General features: G+C 54.4%; 14 protein-coding genes. 7 read left to right on the top strand and 7 right to left on the bottom strand.

The window, feature by feature from the left end:
* The 3 genes from VFE46_12800 to VFE46_12790 all read right to left on the bottom strand — a co-directional run.
* The coding region (locus tag VFE46_12800) for a hypothetical protein (GenBank protein ID HZZ28873.1) at positions 1-354 on the bottom strand (354 nt) is incomplete at its 3' end.
* The gene (locus VFE46_12795; protein HZZ28872.1) at positions 351-764 is read right to left on the bottom strand and encodes a BlaI/MecI/CopY family transcriptional regulator; all 414 of its coding nucleotides are present in this window, start codon (positions 762-764) and stop codon (positions 351-353) included. The genes VFE46_12800 and VFE46_12795, both read right to left, overlap by 4 nt.
* Positions 765-1,107: 343 nt before the next feature.
* Complete coding sequence (locus VFE46_12790; protein ID HZZ28871.1) at positions 1,108-4,134, bottom strand: SUMF1/EgtB/PvdO family nonheme iron enzyme; 3,027 nt, start codon at positions 4,132-4,134, stop codon at positions 1,108-1,110.
* 229 nt (positions 4,135-4,363) lie between these two features.
* Here VFE46_12790 and VFE46_12785 point away from each other — a divergent pair, with 229 nt between their 5' ends.
* Entirely contained in the window at positions 4,364-4,498 is a 135-nt protein-coding gene (locus tag VFE46_12785) for an H-X9-DG-CTERM domain-containing protein (GenBank protein ID HZZ28870.1), read from the top strand.
* Between the two features lie 192 nt (positions 4,499-4,690).
* On the opposite strand, the gene VFE46_12780 is transcribed toward VFE46_12785, so the two are convergent.
* The gene (locus VFE46_12780; protein ID HZZ28869.1) at positions 4,691-5,065 is read right to left on the bottom strand and encodes a hypothetical protein; all 375 of its coding nucleotides are present in this window, start codon (positions 5,063-5,065) and stop codon (positions 4,691-4,693) included.
* Between the two features lie 1,199 nt (positions 5,066-6,264).
* On the opposite strand from VFE46_12780, the gene VFE46_12775 reads away from it, so the two are divergent.
* Positions 6,265-7,350 (top strand): DUF4145 domain-containing protein, encoded by a 1,086-nt coding sequence (locus VFE46_12775; protein ID HZZ28868.1) that lies wholly within the window; start codon positions 6,265-6,267, stop codon positions 7,348-7,350.
* A gap of 67 nt (positions 7,351-7,417) precedes the next feature.
* Complete coding sequence (locus VFE46_12770; GenBank protein HZZ28867.1) at positions 7,418-8,149, top strand: hypothetical protein; 732 nt, start codon at positions 7,418-7,420, stop codon at positions 8,147-8,149.
* 6 nt (positions 8,150-8,155) lie between these two features.
* Here VFE46_12770 and VFE46_12765 read toward each other — a convergent pair whose 3' ends face one another.
* Positions 8,156-8,980 carry a glycoside hydrolase family 2 TIM barrel-domain containing protein gene (locus tag VFE46_12765; GenBank protein ID HZZ28866.1) on the bottom strand — a complete coding sequence of 275 codons (825 nt, stop codon included), beginning with the start codon at positions 8,978-8,980 and terminating at the stop codon, positions 8,156-8,158.
* A gap of 132 nt (positions 8,981-9,112) precedes the next feature.
* Entirely contained in the window at positions 9,113-10,555 is a 1,443-nt protein-coding gene (locus tag VFE46_12760; GenBank protein ID HZZ28865.1) for an inorganic phosphate transporter, read from the bottom strand.
* 389 nt (positions 10,556-10,944) lie between these two features.
* On the opposite strand from VFE46_12760, the gene VFE46_12755 reads away from it, so the two are divergent.
* Complete coding sequence (locus VFE46_12755) at positions 10,945-12,312, top strand: dockerin type I domain-containing protein (protein HZZ28864.1); 1,368 nt, start codon at positions 10,945-10,947, stop codon at positions 12,310-12,312.
* Positions 12,313-12,348: 36 nt separating this feature from the next.
* On the opposite strand, the gene VFE46_12750 is transcribed toward VFE46_12755, so the two are convergent.
* Positions 12,349-13,245: a polyphosphate kinase 2 family protein gene (locus VFE46_12750; protein HZZ28863.1), complete on the bottom strand. Its 897-nt coding sequence runs from the start codon at positions 13,243-13,245 to the stop codon at positions 12,349-12,351.
* A 177-nt stretch (positions 13,246-13,422) separates the two neighbouring features.
* On the opposite strand from VFE46_12750, the gene VFE46_12745 reads away from it, so the two are divergent.
* The 3 genes from VFE46_12745 to VFE46_12735 are packed head-to-tail and all read left to right on the top strand — an operon-like array spanning position 13,423 to position 17,536.
* On the top strand, positions 13,423-15,060 hold the full coding sequence (locus VFE46_12745) for a DUF1549 domain-containing protein (GenBank protein HZZ28862.1): 1,638 nt from the start codon (positions 13,423-13,425) through the stop codon (positions 15,058-15,060).
* A gap of 11 nt (positions 15,061-15,071) precedes the next feature.
* Positions 15,072-16,004 carry a hypothetical protein gene (locus tag VFE46_12740; protein ID HZZ28861.1) on the top strand — a complete coding sequence of 311 codons (933 nt, stop codon included), beginning with the start codon at positions 15,072-15,074 and terminating at the stop codon, positions 16,002-16,004.
* Positions 16,005-16,057: 53 nt separating this feature from the next.
* Positions 16,058-17,536 (top strand): DUF1501 domain-containing protein, encoded by a 1,479-nt coding sequence (locus VFE46_12735; protein ID HZZ28860.1) that lies wholly within the window; start codon positions 16,058-16,060, stop codon positions 17,534-17,536.
* Positions 17,537-17,563: the final 27 nt, after the last annotated feature.

Genomic DNA, 17,563 nt, shown 5'->3' with positions numbered 1-17,563 from the left:
AGCGCGACCAACGGTCGCGGCTTTATAAGAGGAAAGATCACCACCGGTCGCGGCTTGATGCTGCTGACCATTGACCCCTGACCCCTGACCACTTTCTACGATCGACCCCTGACCACTCTCTTGCCCCGCCGGCAGCAGCGGCAAACGGATGGGGCTGGTCCAAACGAACAGCAGCAGCAGCTTCACGTAAGCCAGCCGCCAAATCCAGGAGCGCAAGCGCGAAGATCGCTGTCGCAACAGCAGCGTCAGCAGCCAGGCAATGGCAATCACCAGTGCCGCTTGCCAACAAATTCGCCACATCCACGCGCCCCAGCCAGGGCCGGCTGCGTATAGCGATGCTAGCCACGCGCTCATGTCGATTTCTCCTGATTGCCGTTGGTTGCGGTCCACTGCACTTCGCGCAGCAATTGCTTCAGGCGTTGAACTTCGCTCGGCGTAAGCTCGTCGGGCTTTTCCACCAAGTACGCCACAAACGGCGACAGCGAGCCCCCCAGCGTCCGCTCCACGAACCGCTGCACCAGGCCGCGATCGAGCTCGGGCTTGCTCAAGCGGGCCGAGTAATGAAATTTTCCCTCCACCTTTTTTCGCGTGAGAAAGCCTTTGCGCAAGAGCCGGCCGACCATCGTGGCCACGGTGGTGCGGGCTTTGCCCGTATCGGCGGCGACTTGGCGGGCGACATCGCCCACCGTAACCGGCTGATGCTCTTGCACGATTTGCAGAATTTCCAATTCCGCCTGACCCAACTTGCCCGGCATCCGTGACATAATTTCTCTCCTACACGCTAATTGCAAATTACTAATTATCGCTAATCGCTAATTTCTCGCTTTTAACTGCTAGCTCCTAATCACTCGCCTCTGCTCTACCCTCTAATCCCTAATCCCTTTGCCTCACTGACTACCTTTGTAGACACAATGTAGCAAAGTCTACAATTGTCGTCAAGAAGTTTGTCGAAGATTTTTTCCTGACCGAGATTTAGCCCCGGGCTTTGCCCGTGGGCACAAGGACGGCCACGCCGTCCGGAATCCGGGAATGCCGAATGTCGCCGTTTAGCCGCCACCGCCCTAGCGGAGCGCACCACCCGTCCCTGCATTGCACACTTTGAAGCGCTTATTGCTCGCAAACGACGCGGAAGCCGATGTCGTAGGTGCAGCGCGACGGATCATGGTTGTCGCGGAACGCACAGCGGCAGTGAAACGCGTCGTTATTCCAAGTGCCACCCCGGAGGACGCGTTCGGAACCTTGCGGCCAACCCTGGGGGTCGTCGGCTTTGGAACTGGAATAATCTTCCGAATACCAATCGGAACACCATTGTTCGACATTGCCAAGCATGTCGTACAGGCCGAAGGCGTTGGGGCGAAAGCTGCCGACCGGAGCCGTGAAAACAAATCCATCGCGGCTGGCGATGGCAGAAAAGCCGGGAAACTTCTCTTTGGACGAGCTGTCGGCGACGTTTTCATATTTTGACAGCGTTTCCGGGTCATCGCCGAAGTAATAGTGGGTGGTGGTGCCGGCGCGCGCAGCATACTCCCATTCGGCCTCGGTCGGGAGGCGATATTTTCGGCCCTCTTTTTTGCTTAGCCACTGGCAAAAAGCGTGCGCGTCGTTCCAGCTAACATTTACGACGGGATGATTGTTGGTTTGTTCAAAACCTGTGTTCCAGGGAACAAAGCGCGTGGCGCGCAGCAGCGGTCCGGCTTTATCTTTGGGATCGTACCCCCAGCCCCCTTTGTCGTCTTTTTCGCATTCGCATTTGTAGGCGGAATCGGAATGTTTCATGCTGTGGTAGAAATCAAGGAATTGGCCGAGAGTGACTGCATACGTACCTAAGTAAAACGGCTTGGTAATTCGCACGCGATGTTGTGGCCGATCGTCGAGCATCCATTCTGGTTGCGCATACGGGAACGCCTGACGAAGTTGCTCCGTCGTCTCACCGGTCCCCATCATGAATTCGCCGGCGGGAATCAGCGTGAGCTTCAAGCCGATACTATTGGTGATTGTTGGGCCAGGTTGGATGGGAGTGGCTGGCGGCGAATTGCTTTCCGGCGATGTTGCGGAGCGCGACAATGCGATTTGCGAAGTGGTAGTTGCTGCTGGCTTCGAAGATGGCGCCAGTGCATTGTTCGAGGGCGATGCAGGTAGGGGGCGGGTCCGGGCTAAGACAAACATGCCGGCGACATCTTGGCCCTTAATCTCGACCGGTCTTTGTGAGGTCGTGTGTAAATCGCGCTGAGCAGCCAGTGAAACTGTGTCGCACAAGTAGTCGTACAATTCGCTGCTGAGGATAATATGATCGCCGTTCAGATCGGCGGCCCCCTCTAAACCCTTAGTCAAGTAATAAGTGAAAAGCCCGTGTTTTTGCGCGGGGAATTCCTTCGAAGTTTCGTTATACATGCAACTGGCGAGCGTTATGAGTCCTTCGCCGTGCAAGGCCGGTCCCGCGCCTTCAATGGATGGGGCAAAGGCCTGATTGTTGTTGCTACGTTCGCCCGATCCGGCATGGCAGCAATCGAGAATTAAAAGTTTTTGGGTGGCGTGGCAATCGCGCAATGCGTCGCGCAGTTCGTTAATGCGCACCGCAGTGAGCTTGGGATTATCGTGCGACCAATCCAGCGGCATGACATACCCGGAACCATCTTCACCGATCATTCCGTGGCCGGCGAAGAACAACAAAGCCGTGTCGCCGACCTTGCAATTGGCAAACCAATCCTTCATTTGGTCAGTGAGGTGGTTCCGCTCTGGCTGTAGTGGCCGATCCACGTCGTCGGTCATAAGCAGAATATGCTGCTCCGGATAACCGCAGTACTTGGTCAAATCGTCCTTGAGGAGCCTGGCGTCGGCCACGCTGTAATTGAGTCGGGGAACCGTTCGGTCATCGTATGCGTTGCAGCCGATGACGACGGCCCATTTTTGTCCTTCGTCGAATTGCTTCGGATCCTCGACAAGGGTGATTTGGCGCGTGCCACCAGTGGGGACGGGTTCGTCGAAGGCGAATGCTAGTCGCGAATCGGCGCCCTGTCGTGCATCCTGCGTGGGCGGGCGGCGACTGTCCATTGAGTTGTGAAATAGTCCGTAAATGAGCGCGATGACCAGTCCGATTGTGATTACCGCACCGATTGTGCGAAGTCTTATTCGCGGCGGCTCGATCCTTCTCAGGAAGCTTTTCCCACTATCCGGCGTGGCATGCACCCAACTGCGGACAATTTGTATCACCTGGGAATCGCTGAGCGCGGTGCCGTTTTTCGGCGCGGCAATGAGGGTGTTTCCAAACGCCGCGCCGTCGAACCAGCGACGATCACGCCTGGCAGCGGAAGCGTGCGCCGTTTCGGCCGCTTGCAATTGCTCATACAAGCCCAGAAGCGGTAGTTTGTGGACAGGGTCGGTGGAGAAGATCCATTTCCACGGCGTGGTTTCGTCGTAGACCGCCAAAAACAAATACGGCTTGCCTTGCAACGCCGGCTGTGGCTCGCGGCACCAATCGCAGAACAGCAAACTTTTCGGGTTGCGAAGGTACAGGCCGAGCGATTTCCGCGGCGCTCCGGGAAGCTGAACTGGCCACACTTGGCCACGCCTGACATCTTCGGCAAACACTTCGCGATCGTGCTTAAGAAAAGCACGTTCGCGAGCGAATTCAATATCAGTTGCGGGAAATGGGCTGTTGAATGGATCGACACCGGCCTGCGCGGCGGCGATGATGCGATCGGCAAGCATGCGCCAACGAGCTAAAAACGCGGCGCCAGCGGACGCAACCGAAAGGTCTGGCCCGGCCGATTGACGCAGGGCCATGAAGATACCTTTAAGCGAAGTTTCCAACGACACGTTGCCAGGCCTAAGTGCTTCACGATTAAGCGCTGCGTAGCTTGCGAAACCGGCGCAGCCGGCAGGTAGTTTCTCACCGGCGAGTTGTCGCTGTACGAACTCAGCGGCCAAGACGTCATCTAGTGTGGGATCGGCAGAGACGACGATCGCTACGATTGGTTCGGTTCCTTGAGGAAACGCCGACGGGCCTTCGCGGAAGGCAAGTTCGGCGAAAGCACGACGCGCGTTTGCCGCATCGGGCTGTGAGCAAATCAGTAATTCACCCAGGTTCGACCGGCCGATTTCCGGTGCAGATATATGTCGAAGAACCAGTTGCATCAGAAATCCCTACGCGTTGCAGGAATCAGTTGGTATCGACCGAACGGATAGGAATACTTGGAATCATTCCGCCGATGTAACTCCCCTTCAGTTTAGGTGGATCGCCGGAAGAGTGCAAACCAGGATCTTCTCCGTCGTCTTGGAATATGACTACGATCAGATATCTACCCAACAGCCGTACTTTTGAATTGAATGGGGTCGAGGATAATCCCCGAGGCCCAAGAATCCATTGACTTCATTACATCCTGGTGGAGTATTCGGGCTAATGTTAGATGGATCGGTGCATTTTATTTCCGAGACCATCGACTTCTTGACTTTACGATGCTTGGCGACTCGTGACGATGGGGAAGCGACTAGCCTCTAGCTGTCAGCATTGGATACGAGCGTTTCTCAGCGTCCAAACGCACTTTTTGCGACTTCGAGCATAGAGGTGATCTTAGGAAATCAATCTCGCAAAAAGTAAAGGAGTTTGTCATGAAAACTTTACCACTCCTAACTGTTTTCTCGGCGTTAATAGTTGTCATCGGAACATTTGCGGGGCATGGACGGCCCTCATTCACTTGCGGATTACCTTTAGTGCGCCGACGTGCGGGTAAATTGGAATTGCAGTATCGCCGTCGAAGCCAGCAAATACTTCATCGCTTACGGCCGAGATATCGTTGTCCGCCAACAGGTCAGTTATTGGCGAAGGGTCGACAAACGAATCCGCCGCGATCGTGCGACTTATGCTTCCCACTTCGGCATTGGGGACAAGTTCAATCCATTGCGCGGTACGAGCACCTGATGTTATTGTGGGGGAAAGTGCTGCTGCCTTTGAAGAGTCTGCAAACAATTCGTCGAGGCCTCGCGCGATAGACGGGGTTGAATTTTTGGTCGAATTTGAAGTGGTTTGATTCAATACAACCGCCATTCCGGCAGCGGCAGTGCTCACGACGAGCGTCAAATCCGTCCCATTGTACTAGGGCGTGACGGCCAAACCACTGGCGAGGCCGGTGGCATGAATCGTATCAAATTGTCGGTACGCGATGCATAGGTCATCACCGGGAAGCTGTCACCTGGGGCGGCGTATAACCGGGTGCAAACTGCACGTCCAATGTGCCGGCCAACGAGGCGGTAGCGGCGATCGCGACAAGGCCAAATTGGCTTATCACAGTGCCCCCAATATCAACATGAGTCGTGCCGGCGGAGCTTTGGGAAAACGCGTCGATGAATTGCACTGAACTTCCGGCCGCGGCGGAAACGATTCCCGCATTCGGCACGGCAAGATTGGCGATCTGTAAGATGGCACGATTGACTGCGGCGAGCGTTCCCTCATTTAGCAATTGACGCCGCGGTGAAACGAAACAGGCGAAACCCTCTTATTTCATCAGCGAAGAGGATCAGCCTAAAATAATTGACGATGTAAGAGCCATTTGATTTGAATTGCTGGAGCTTAGTAAAACGCTAATGCCATTGCCGGATGATCCAGATAAAATCGTTTAACAGCGATTATCATCGAGTGGTTCAATAGAGTTTGCGCCTCGGTGCCCTATTGGCGCTGGCTTTGCTGGAATTGGCTGGCGGCGGCTTGGGGGGGTGCTGACCTGACCATTGCGCTAGATTGGCTTCGGAATTGCGCTAATTTGGCTTACGGCTGCGCCAGTTTGGATGGAAATAGGGGATAGATTAGCGCAGGACCCAACAGCACGCTGGCGTCGAAGATCAGCGGAAAGCGTATTTAAGAATCTCGCTCTCTAGGAGTTCCAACTATGGCGATCACCAGTCTATCCGTGGACATCAGAACCGAGATCAAAGCACTCGACGATGATCTGCGGACGTTGGCGAAGAGTCGGCGCACGGCTTTTGCTGTGTTTGCTGGTTGGCTACAGAGTCGCATATTTTGTCTTCACAAGACTTCGAATATAATGGCCGTTTCTCTTGGTCATCCACGGTCTTGTTAAACGTAAAACGGTAGTTTTCCGGAAATGAACACTCCATTCAGCTGCCAAAACGCGGAAAGAAGTAGTCGAGTTTTTCTTCCTGAGCCGGTCGGGTGAGAGTACAACTGTGCTGTCACGTGATTGACCGCAAATGTCAGTTAATTCCAGGACGGGTAGCTTCGCATCCTTCCTTCATCGCACTTCATTTGCAATGTCAGCGTCTGAATCCAAACCATTAGTGAAAGCCGCTACCGAGCCAACTACTGATGCCGAAGCGCGCTTGAAGCGTTTATCGAAAGAGTTTGATGACATCAAAAAGTCCTTGGCGCAATTGAAGCAGATCTCGCGGCCGGATCCAGCGATGGCGCTGGTTCGCGCTCGAAAGATCCTGGAATATGTGGCCAGCGATTTGTTCCGCCGCCATATTCCAGAGCCACGCGGTACCCGGCCATTGGAAAATGTGATCGATCGATTGATGAAAGATGGCGTGATTGATCTGCACATCAAAGCCTACATGGATCAGGTTCGCGGATTGGGAAATGCCGCCGTTCATGGCGAAACTTCGCGGGAGTTTTCCGAGGCCGACGTGATCCGAGCGCTTGATGCATTGTTGGCAGTTTTAGATTGGTACTTCAAGAAGGAGCAAATCGGCGATTTGGCTCACCTCGACAGTGAGGTTAGCGCGAGCGAGTCGTCGATTATGCAGTATCGCACTCAGGTATACCATGCACGACAAGTTAGAGACAAAACCAGGCGCCGGCGCCATGTGGGCGGAATAATAAGCGTCACGGTGCTGGCCATTGTGCTATTTGCGCTGGATGCCTGGGCCGGTATCGGTCCACCTTGGCCCCCGGCGCTACAAGCTTTTATTCTTTCGTTATTAACCATGCTAGGCGGTTGGTTTGCTATTGATCGAGGCGTGCAGTCCGATTTAGTTCCGCGGCGAATCCCGCGATGGCTAATCATTTGCCTGACGGCTAGTTTGATTATGTATGCCATCATGATGGCTCTATTCACGATTCCCGCACCAAGTTGGCCAAATTTGGAATCGCGTGGATTGTGGCTTCAAGAGCCGATCGCCAAGCACTTAGACAATTCGCCGGGAGTTACGATCGAGGATCTTCTCGCTGGGGCTGAATATAACCCCAATGCGATTTGGGTCCCATGGACGGTTGGGTTGGTCCGTGGCATTCTGTTATTGTTATGGCTCTTGTTGGCGACAGGCTTCGCGGCACTGGTCGATTGTTTTTGGTGGCAGTTTCAGGAGAATCGATATGACTCATCTTTGCCGGCCTAGAAACTTGCCACGCAATCATGTCGGCGCACAAATGGTCCTCGTACTGGGCGGCTTGACCGCGCATTTTGTGTTGCTCAGCATCACTCCCTTGCAGGCTGCCGGTTCGGCCCCCTTCACGTTCGACCAACTGAAACAGCTTGCAGCTAAAAGCCTAAAGTCGGGCTGGGTTATTCCTGTGGGCGGAAAAAATCAGATCCAGCGCGACGTGCTAGAAGTATTGGACGCGGGCGCATTAGACATGATGGATTCCGATACACAAGATCTCTACGTCCATGCTTTTTACGATGAAGTCGCGATCGAGCTGCGCCGCCAAAAGCTTTTTAGTCGGCAGTCATCGCGGCAAACTTTGGAACCCTATTTATCGAAGATGGAAGACGTGGTTGCGCAAAAGCTGGCTGTCATTGAAAATCAAAAACTATCTGACAGTGCCCGCGCAGATCAACTCGATAAGCTCGATGGGCAAATGCAACACATTTATGAAGATGGACTGCGAGCAGTTGCCAAATCGCTGGGACTAAAAGACTTTGAGTTCATTTCCGAAGGGGCAGCCGCGCCACGCGATGTGAAGCTGCATGCCTCGCAGGGTGCCACCATCGAGATGGTACGTCTTACCACCGCCAAATTGCTGAAAGAGGCGGGCAAGCCGGAAAACGACTTTCCCTGGACCAGCTATCAACCAGATGATACCGCCTCGATGCTGGGCACGTATTACTGTCGTATCAAGTTAGGCGATAAGCAAGCTACAGTCACGAAAAAAGTCACCGAGAAAACAGATCGACTTGATTTTGCTGATCCGTAACGGATTCTAACCTTGCGTTCCACAGGGCAATTGCCCACAAATAATTGCGCGATGCAAACTGCGCATAGGATAGTTCCTCGAATTCGTTTTGCAGATCTTCCGGATACAGGTGCGTGCCGCTGGCGTTCGGTATAGGAAAGACAACGTTGTTCGTGTACTGGAAGGGACTGGCGCCGGCGCCGTATTCCGTAATTGCCAAGGGCAGCGTCGGATTGGCATTGTGCATGCTATCCAACTGCGACCCATCTGATGTGGGACACCACCGTACCAGCCATTGTAAAGGTGGGTACCCAACAAATCGGCCGCTTTGTCGATGGCGTTAGTGCTCGATCCATCATTGCTATCCACGGTCGTATATCGGGTGGGGTCCAAACTATGAACAAAGCTGCTCAGATTGGAAATCAAAGTGCCCTTGGCGCTGGAATTTCCAATTTCGTTGAACATGCTGTAGGCAATAATCGACGGATGGTTGAAATTCTGCTTAACGTTTTCCGTCAGTTGATCTTCGTAGTTTTCCACAAACGCGGAAGTTAAAGAGGTGGAGGTAATCGTCCCTTGCAGGTCGCCATCGACCTGCAAAATCAAACCCGCCTTGTCAGCATCGTTGTAAAACTCTTGGCTGTATTCGTAGTGGACCGTGCGTACAAACGTCGCCCAAAGTTCCATTACTAGGTCCACTTGCTGCTGAATATCCGCGGCGGTTTGCGCCCAACCTTCCGGCGCACTTAGTTGACCGGGCAAGCCACTGTCTTGATGCAGATTCACTCCCACGAGCGAGTAACGCTGACCGTTCAGTTCGAAAGCGGCTTGGTCCTGATTGGCCGAGTTCAATGCCGCCCAATCCTAACAATGCAAGCGACGCTGGTTCGGGCACAGGGATATAAGTTACACCGACATTGCTGTACGTTGCCGCACCGCCGCTGCTGGTGTTTTCCAGAAAGCCAATCACATTGAACGCGTGTTTCAACCATGTGGACCTGGAACGATGGCCGATAATGCAACGGCCAGTGCCGGACTGGCGCCGGGAATTAGATATCCACCTAGCGTAAATAGGCTGGCCGACAACAGAATTGCGGCTGGCAGAGTAAGCACCCAGGCAAGGCCAATTCGTTTCACGGTGGTCATTTGCACGCCGGAACGATTGGCGCACATAGTTCCAGCTACACCAGAAGAAAGTACGTGCGTCGTGCTAACTGGCATATGAAAGATGTCGGCCAAGCCAATGGTGGCTGCGGCGACAATTTCTGCAGTTGCTCCCTGAGCATAGGTCAGAGGCGCTTTGCCAATTTTTTCGGCGATGGTAACGACAATCCGTCGGTAGCCAATGGTTGTGCCAACACCTAGTGCCAACGCTACCCCAAGAATTACCCAAAAAGGCACATATTCAACAGTCTGCACAAGTTGCTTGAAAGGGACCCGTACAGCCTTATTTGCCTCGGGCGAAAGGGTCGATTTGCCAAGCCTTTGTTGAATGCGAAGAATCGCCTGGCGCACCATCCATCGATCCGCCGGCGGCACGTCCGCGAGAGCAACTTTACCGTCCAGTGCTGCGCAAATCATTTGTAAATCCGGCATCAATGAGGCGGCCGCGCTACCCGGTTCCTTTTCGAAAATATGTTCCATCGACATCGCGGCAGTTCGTAAATCGGCAGCTTGCTCCGCGCTGTGCATGTTCAGTGAACAATAGGCGGGCAAAAAACCAATCAGTGCTAGCAAAATCAATCCAATGCCCTTTTGCCCATCATTCGAACCATGCGCAAAGCTCACGCCGCCGCAGGTTCCTAGTAGCACATACCGAATCCAACGCGGCGGATGGTCGCCTTCGTCGGGCGAACGGTAGAGGCTCGGATCCCTGAACAGCCGCTTCATGAGAAGAAGCAAGCCGGCTGCGGCAACAAATCCGATAATCGGAGAAATGAGTAATGACATTCCCACTTCGGTCGCCTTACTCCAGTTCACGCCAGAAAGGTTGTGGCGGGTAATCAAACTGTTTGCCAGACCAACGCCTAAGATCGATCCAATCAGCGTGTGCGAGCTTGATACCGGCAAGCCATACCACCAGGTTCCCAAATTCCAGATCATGCCCGCCAACAATAACGAAAGCACCATCACGATTGAACGCACCGACGAGCTTTGAATCAACAAATCGACAGGGAGCAAATTGACAATGGCAAATGCAACCGCCGTTCCACCTAAAAGCACGCCGAGGAAATTACACACGCCTGAAAAAATCACCGCCGGCGTTGGCCGTAAAGTGCGGGTGTAGATGACCGTGGTGACGGCGTTGGCGGTATCATGGAAACCATTGATGAACTCGAATCCAAATGCAATCAACAGCGCAACCGCGAAGTATATTTGCTGTTGCAGCGAAAGCTGCGTGAAGACTTCCCAGAACGAAGAGCCCACAGCTCAAACTCCATGCATGGCGCGCACAACGACACGGCAGTGTTCAAATCAGGACGGTTAGCCGCTCGATCATAACGGCAAAAAATGATTTCGACCAGTATGCACTCTCTCGAAGCGATGACAGATTATTAAATCCCTCGCTCGCCAAGGGTTGCGCGCCGGAAAATCCTCCCAGCTTTGTGCAATCCGAAGCCCATTACACCCACAACAAAGCTGAGCAAACCCCCTAAAGTAAACAGCGACAGCACGTCGCTGGCGTGGTATGCTGAGTGGTTGTGAAGTACATCCGTTAAAGCACTCCACGCACCATGGTTGCAGCACTTCAAAAGAGTCGCGGTTGGCAGGGCTGTGGATCGTTTTTTAGGCCCTGACCATCTTTCTCCCGTTGTATGAAATCTCAGCACTTGGCAATTGCCCTGGCGGCATTTCTGGCTGTTGGTATGGCGGCAACTGGCCACGCCCAGACGCTGCGCATCGTGACATATAACCTGGATGCGGATACAGGCGGGGCGACAGGACATATGGGAGGAACCGATGCCGGACCCGGTTTGATCCCCGTGTTGGAGGCCATCGGCAATGAACATTTAAGCAACGGCAACGCTCAGCCAATCGATGTCCTGGCCCTGGAAGAACTTGATGTCAACGGTTCCCAGGTTCCGCTTACAGAGACATTTATTGTCAACCAATTAAACGCTTTCTACGGCGCCGGCACTTACGCAGTTGCAGATCCTTTAGTTGTCGACCCAACCACAGGAGGTACCGGCGGCGGCCCAAGCGGTTTGATTTACAACACAAAAACCATTGCCGATCTGGGCGCCCAAACTATCACCACTAATCTCGGCGGCAACGGCGAAGCGCGGGCGCCCATACGCTATCAGTTAAAGCCTATCGGCGGCGCGGCATATACCCAGTTCTACATTTATGTGAGCCACGCCAAATCGGGTACCACTGCGAGTGACGCCACGCGTCGGAAAGTCGAAGCGCAGGATGTGCGTGCCAACGCCGCGACTTTGGGGACGAACGCACACATTATTTATACCGGCGATTGGAACATTAACGATAGCACTGAGCAGACGTACCAAACGCTAGTAGCTAGCAGCCCTTCGCCCGGGCAGGCAATCGATACCGCCAATCCGACCAATGATTGGACAGATAGTTCCAGCGCACCTCAGTTTTGGCCCCTACATTCCGAATCCGCAACAAGTATCAAATTCCGTGACGATTTGCAGTTGGTAACGAACCCCACAATCACCCTACCGGGAACGCAATTAATTTCCAACACTTTAACGCCGTTTGGAAACAACGGCTCGGTCAACTACGGCGGCAATGTGTCTTCGGGCTCCAACACCGCCTTATCCGACCTGCCTAACCGGACAACCATTTTAGGCGATTTGACCACCGACACCGACCACCTGCCGGTCATGGCAGATTACACCATTGTGCCGCCGGGCGATTTGAATCGCGATCAACAGGTGAATGCCGCTGATCTTCCGGCCATGTTGTCGGCATTGGTAAACATGCCCACGTTTGAAGTTGCTAAAAACCTAACCGCCAGTCAATTGACGCTTATCGGCGACGTGAACGGCGACGGCAAATTCAACAACGCGGATGTTCAGGCACTGATCAATTTTTTGTTGGCGGGACAGGGGACGGAATCGGTGGTTCCAGAGCCCACATCGATTTTGCTATTTGCGCTGGCGCTGCCAGCGTTGGCATGGCTGCTGTATCGCAAGCAGTTTGCCAGCTTCCATAGTTAAACGGGCGGTATTATCGCAGTCCGTGCTATCGCGGCGTTATTCTTTCTCCTTCTCCAGTTGTTTTTTTGCCGCCTCGATGGCCTTCATTTTATCGGCGGTCACTTCCGGGTATTTCAGGCCCAGCGACTCGATGGTTTTCACTAAAATATTTGCCACGAGGGCTCGGCTGACCCATTTGTGATTCGACGGAATAACGTACCACGGCGCCCAATCGGTGCTGGTGGCTTCAATGCACTGTTCAAAGGCGTCCATGTATTCGTCCCAATGCTGGCGCTCCGAAATGTCGGAAGGGGAAATTTTCCAATGCTTGTCGGCTTCGTCGATGCGGTCCAAAAACCGTTTTCGTTGTTCTCCGTTGGAAATATTGAGGAAGAACTTGACAATTTTAGTGCCGTTGCGCGACAAGTGCTTTTCGAAGTTGTTAATATCCTCATACCGGGCATGCCAAAAGTCTTTGTCAATTTTCGCGTCTGGAATGCGCTGGGCGGCTAAAAATTGTGGATGTACTTTCACGACCAGCACTTCTTCGTAATAAGAGCGATTGAAGATGCCAATTTTGCCGCGCTCTGGCAACCGCACCGTGCAGCGCCACAAAAAGTTATGGTCCAGCTCTTCCGCCGAAGGTTGCTTAAAGCTGAAAATTTGGCAACCCTGCGGATTCACTCCCGACATCACGTGCTTGATGATGCCGTCCTTGCCGGCGGCATCCATCGCTTGCAACACCACCAAAATCGACCAGGTGTTGGAAGCGTATAACACGCCCTGGGCTTCGGCCATGGAAGTCACGTCTTCTGACAACACCTTGTTGGCAAATTCTTTGCGCTCGTCCTTCTCGATTTTAGGATCGCCCGCCCAGGAAGGATCGTGATCTTTCAACCGAAATTTTTTACCAGCCTTAATGTGGCAGTGTTCCAACAGGTCGGGAAGTTTCATGGGTTGGTCATGGGTTGGTGGTCTGTGGGAAGAGCGGGCCGTTCTCAGCCGGTGATTGTTTCATGTGACCGCATAACAAGCGTAGATTGGAACTCGCGGGTTGCAAACTGCCGACAAAGAATGCCATAATAGCACTTTAAGCGCGCCTGCAAACCCGGCCGTCTTGCTTTCGCCACCATGCGATTTCTGCTGCGGACCCTACCGTTTTGCTTTCTAACGCTGTCGACCGTTGGGGCCAGCGAGTTATTGGATTTGAAATCGCCGGAATTGCCGCCGGCAGTGGACGGGCGGCAACATCCCATCGATCGGTTCGTCGACGCCTATTTTGCCAAACACCAGCTCGCTTTTCCACCAGCGGTGGACGATGCCACGTTTGCTCGCCGGGTGTATCTCGACTTGGTCGGGCTGCTCCCCACTTCTCAACAGTTGGACGAGTTTGTTGCCGATCACTCGCTCGACAAGCGCGAAAAGTTGATCGACGCGTTGCTTTCCAACAATGTGGCCTATGCCGATCATTGGCTCACGTTTTGGAACGATTTATTGCGCAACGATTATAGCGGCACCGGCTACATCGATGGCGGCCGGAAACAAATTACGGAATGGTTGTATGCGTCGCTTTTGCAAAACAAACCGTACGATGAATTTGTGCGCGAGCTGATTGCCCCATCCCCCGCAGCGCAAGGTTTTATCAACGGCATTAAGTGGCGTGGCAACGTGAACGCTGCGCAATCGCCGGAGCTGCAATTTTCACAAAACGTGGGGCAAGTGTTTTTGGGCGTGAATTTGAAATGCGCCTCCTGCCATGATAGTTTCATCGACGATTGGAAGCTGACCGATTCCTGGGGCATGGCGTCCGTCATTGCCGACGCCCCCTTGGAAATGTACCGCTGCGATGTACCCACCGGAAAAACGGCGTCGCCGGCATTCATCTTTCCCGAGTTGGGCAGCATTGATGCCAGTGTGCCGCGCAAGGAGCGGCTGGAGCAATTGGCCGCGCTGATTACCGATTCGCGCAATGGCCGTTTGCCTCGCACGCTGGTCAACCGCTTGTGGCAGCGATTGCTGGGGCGCGGCATCGTGCACCCGGTCGACGCCATGGATGGCACTCCCTGGAGCGCCGATTTGCTCGATTACTTGGCGTTTCAACTGACCGACAACGGTTATGATATGAAGAAAATTTTACGGCTCATCACGACGTCTAAAATTTATCAAGCTCGCTGCCTGGAACCCCTGGCGAATGCCCCGGCAGATGCGCCCGCTTTCCGTGGCCCGCTGGCCCGGCGGCTGACGGCCGAGCAGTTTATGGATGCCGTCTGGCGCATCACCAACACTATACCGCCGGCCCCGGTGAACGTTCCCGAGAAGAAAAAGCCGACGGCCAAAGATGACAAAGACCCGACCGCCGAAGTGGAAAAAAAGCCGACGTTAAAATTCCCCGATCGTGGCGAAGAGCCCGCCCGGGCGTCATTGTTAACGTGCGATTTGCTGATGCGTTCGTTGGGTCGGCCCAATCGCGATCAGGTGGTGACCACCCGCCCCGACGATCTCAGCACGCTGCAAGCGCTGGACCTGACCAACGGACCCGACATGACCAAGCTTATGGCGAAAGGGGCTCAGCAATGGCGGAAAGATCATCCCGATCAAACCATCGACGATACTATCCAATCGTTATATCAGACGGCACTTTGTCGCAAACCGACTGAGAAGGAAGCGGCTGCTGCCCAACAGATATTGGGCGACACAATCACCAACGACAGCCTGAGCGATTTCATGTGGTGCTTGTTCATGCTGCCGGAGTTTCAATTGATTAAATAGAGGTTTCTAGGGTGAGTTCAGCATTCAACCGGCGCAATTTTTTGGAAACCGCCGTGGTGGCGATGTCGGTCGTGTTGTTGCCGCTGGTCGTGGGCCCTGGGATTGGCCGTGGAGCGGAAGCGGAACCCGGAAGCAAAGGGCTCTATCGCTTAAGCGCCACAGGGGCGAAGCCCGAATTGGTCATCGCCATGTCGGACACCGAAACTTTCACCTCCCCGCAACAATCGCCCGACGGTAAGTGGATTGCCTACGACAGCTCGACAGGTTTTAACGAGGCCGGTCAGCCCTCTCCGGCGCTGGACCATATTTATGTGGTGCCTAACGAAGGTGGCACGCCCAAAGATTTGGGCCCGGGATTATTGCCGAGCTGGTCGTCCGACAACACGCAAATTTGCTTTACCGTGGCCCCAGGAACCGGCGACGATTTAAAGCCCGGCTTGTACGTGATGAATTCCGACGGCGGCGGCCGGCAGCGGATGTTCGGTGCGGATTCGGGGCGGTGGTCGCCCGATGGTGGTCGCATTGCCTACTTGGCCGACGGCCAAGTCCACGTGTATGACATTCTGGCCGGCAACTCCATTTGCCTGACCACGGAAGCGCGAAACATTACCGGCACGCCGGCCTGGTCGCCCGATGGGAAACAAATTGCCATTGTGTACTTCAGCAATTCCGATCACACGTTGGGAATTCTGGCAGCGGATCAAGAGCGACAAACGCCCCGAGCGCTGTGGGAAGGCCATGGAATGAGCCGCTCCCCGAACTGGGCCCCGAGCAATTCCATTATGCTGTTTGCTAGTCCCGACAAGGTTTACGACATTTACGCGGTGGAAAATTCTGAGGTGTCCAAACCCGTGCGCCCCTTTGAAGGCAAGCTGTCGTACCAGGTGAAAGATCCCACCTGGTTGTCCGACGGGAAAGGCGTGCTGTTTGTAAAGTGGAAATGAAGCGATCGCCCGAGTTGCAAAACCAGGCACTAAAATCGAATCGGTAAAATCCTATGAGTTCTCATTTCAATCGGCGCAATTTTTTGAAAATGGCCTCCGTGGCCACGCTTTCCGCTTTAGCGGCCGGCGAGCCGCGGCGGTGGTTGCGGGCCAGTGAAAGTACGAATCCGCACGGCGGCGATGCCGAGGCGGCGGAGAACCCCAAGTCCACCGCCGATACACTCATTTTGTTGTGGATGGCCGGCGGCATGGCAGCGCCGGAAACCTTCGATCCCAAGCGCTACGCGCCGTTTGAAGTCGGCTTGCCAGTCGAAAAAATCATGAGCACGTTTCCGGCCATCGATACCGCGGTCGACAACATCAAAATTTGCGAAGGGCTGGAAAACATCGCCCAAGTGATAGATCGGGCCACGCTCATCCGTTCGGCTGTGCTCCCCGATTTGGGCCACATTTTGCATTCGCGGCATCAGTTTCATTGGCACACCGGTTACGTGCCGCCGCAAACCGTGGCCGCACCGCACATTGGCGCGTGGATTGCCAAAGTGCTGGGTCCGAAAAATCCGGCCGTGCCGGCCTTCATCGACGTGGGCCAGCGGCTGGAAGGCATTGGCGAAAAGGAAGAACTGAAGGCCTTTCACACGGCGGGTTTTTTGGGGACCGAGTTTGGTCCCTTTGCGCTGCCGTTCCCCGATCAAGCAGCCGACTCCGTGCGACCGCCCAAAGGAATGACGCCGGAGCGATTTCAAGCCCGGTATGCCAAGTACCAGGAATTGGCCAAGCAAAGCCCGCTGGGCGAATTCGGCAGCGCGTATCAGCAGGAATCGATGTTGCGGTCGATGGAAAATGCCCATCGGCTGCTCAGCTCGCCCGATGCCAAAGCGTTTGATTTAACGCTGGAGCCGAAGGAGAGCTATGATAAATACAACACCGGCCGCTTTGGGCTGGGCTGCCTGTTGGCGCGGCGGCTGACCGAAGCCGGAGCGCGGTTCATTGAAGTGACCAGCGAATATGTCCCGTTTGTGAATTGGGATACTCACGAAAATGGCCACGCTACCACCGTGCGCATGAAGAAGGAAGTCGATCAACCGATTGCCCAATTGATTTTAGATTTGGAACAGCGCGGCCTGCTGGATCGTACGCTGGTGGTCCTGGCCAGCGAGTTCAGCCGCGACATGATGATTGAAGGTGTGCCCGGCAGCACGGCGCGCGATCAATCGCGGGCCAAAACCGACGTGCTGAAACTGCCGATTCATTACGGCCTGCACCGGCACTTCACCGGTTCTTCCAGCGTGGTATTGTGGGGGGGTGGCATGAAGCGTGGCTTTTTGTACGGCGATACCGCCGAAGACCGCCCCTGTTTTGTCACCGATAAATCGAAAGAGATTTCCGTCAGCGACCTGCACGCCACGATGCTCACGGCGCTGGGCATTTCTCCCCGAACGGCGTTTGAAATCGAAAAACGCCCCTTCTACGTCACCAAAGACGGCAATGGCAAAGCCGTGAAAGAGCTGTTTGGCAGCACGCCAGCTTAGGCAATTTTTCACCGCAGAGACGCGGAG

It is taken from the genome of Pirellulales bacterium (genome assembly GCA_035656635.1).
GTDB lineage: Bacteria > Planctomycetota > Planctomycetia > Pirellulales > JADZDJ01 > DATJYL01.
This window is presented reverse-complemented; position numbering and strand designations above follow the sequence as displayed.

What these genes read in the sequence shown, in the direction of transcription:
- VFE46_12795 (HZZ28872.1), bottom strand. Translation starts at nt 764, where the DNA reads ATGTCACGGATGCCGGGCAAGTTGGGTCAGGCGGAATTGGAAATTCTG.
- VFE46_12790 (HZZ28871.1), bottom strand. Translation starts at nt 4,134, where the DNA reads ATGCAACTGGTTCTTCGACATATATCTGCACCGGAAATCGGCCGGTCG.
- VFE46_12775 (HZZ28868.1), top strand. Translation starts at nt 6,265, where the DNA reads ATGTCAGCGTCTGAATCCAAACCATTAGTGAAAGCCGCTACCGAGCCA.
- VFE46_12755 (HZZ28864.1), top strand. Translation starts at nt 10,945, where the DNA reads ATGAAATCTCAGCACTTGGCAATTGCCCTGGCGGCATTTCTGGCTGTT.
- VFE46_12750 (HZZ28863.1), bottom strand. Translation starts at nt 13,245, where the DNA reads ATGAAACTTCCCGACCTGTTGGAACACTGCCACATTAAGGCTGGTAAA.
- VFE46_12745 (HZZ28862.1), top strand. Translation starts at nt 13,423, where the DNA reads ATGCGATTTCTGCTGCGGACCCTACCGTTTTGCTTTCTAACGCTGTCG.
- VFE46_12735 (HZZ28860.1), top strand. Translation starts at nt 16,058, where the DNA reads ATGAGTTCTCATTTCAATCGGCGCAATTTTTTGAAAATGGCCTCCGTG.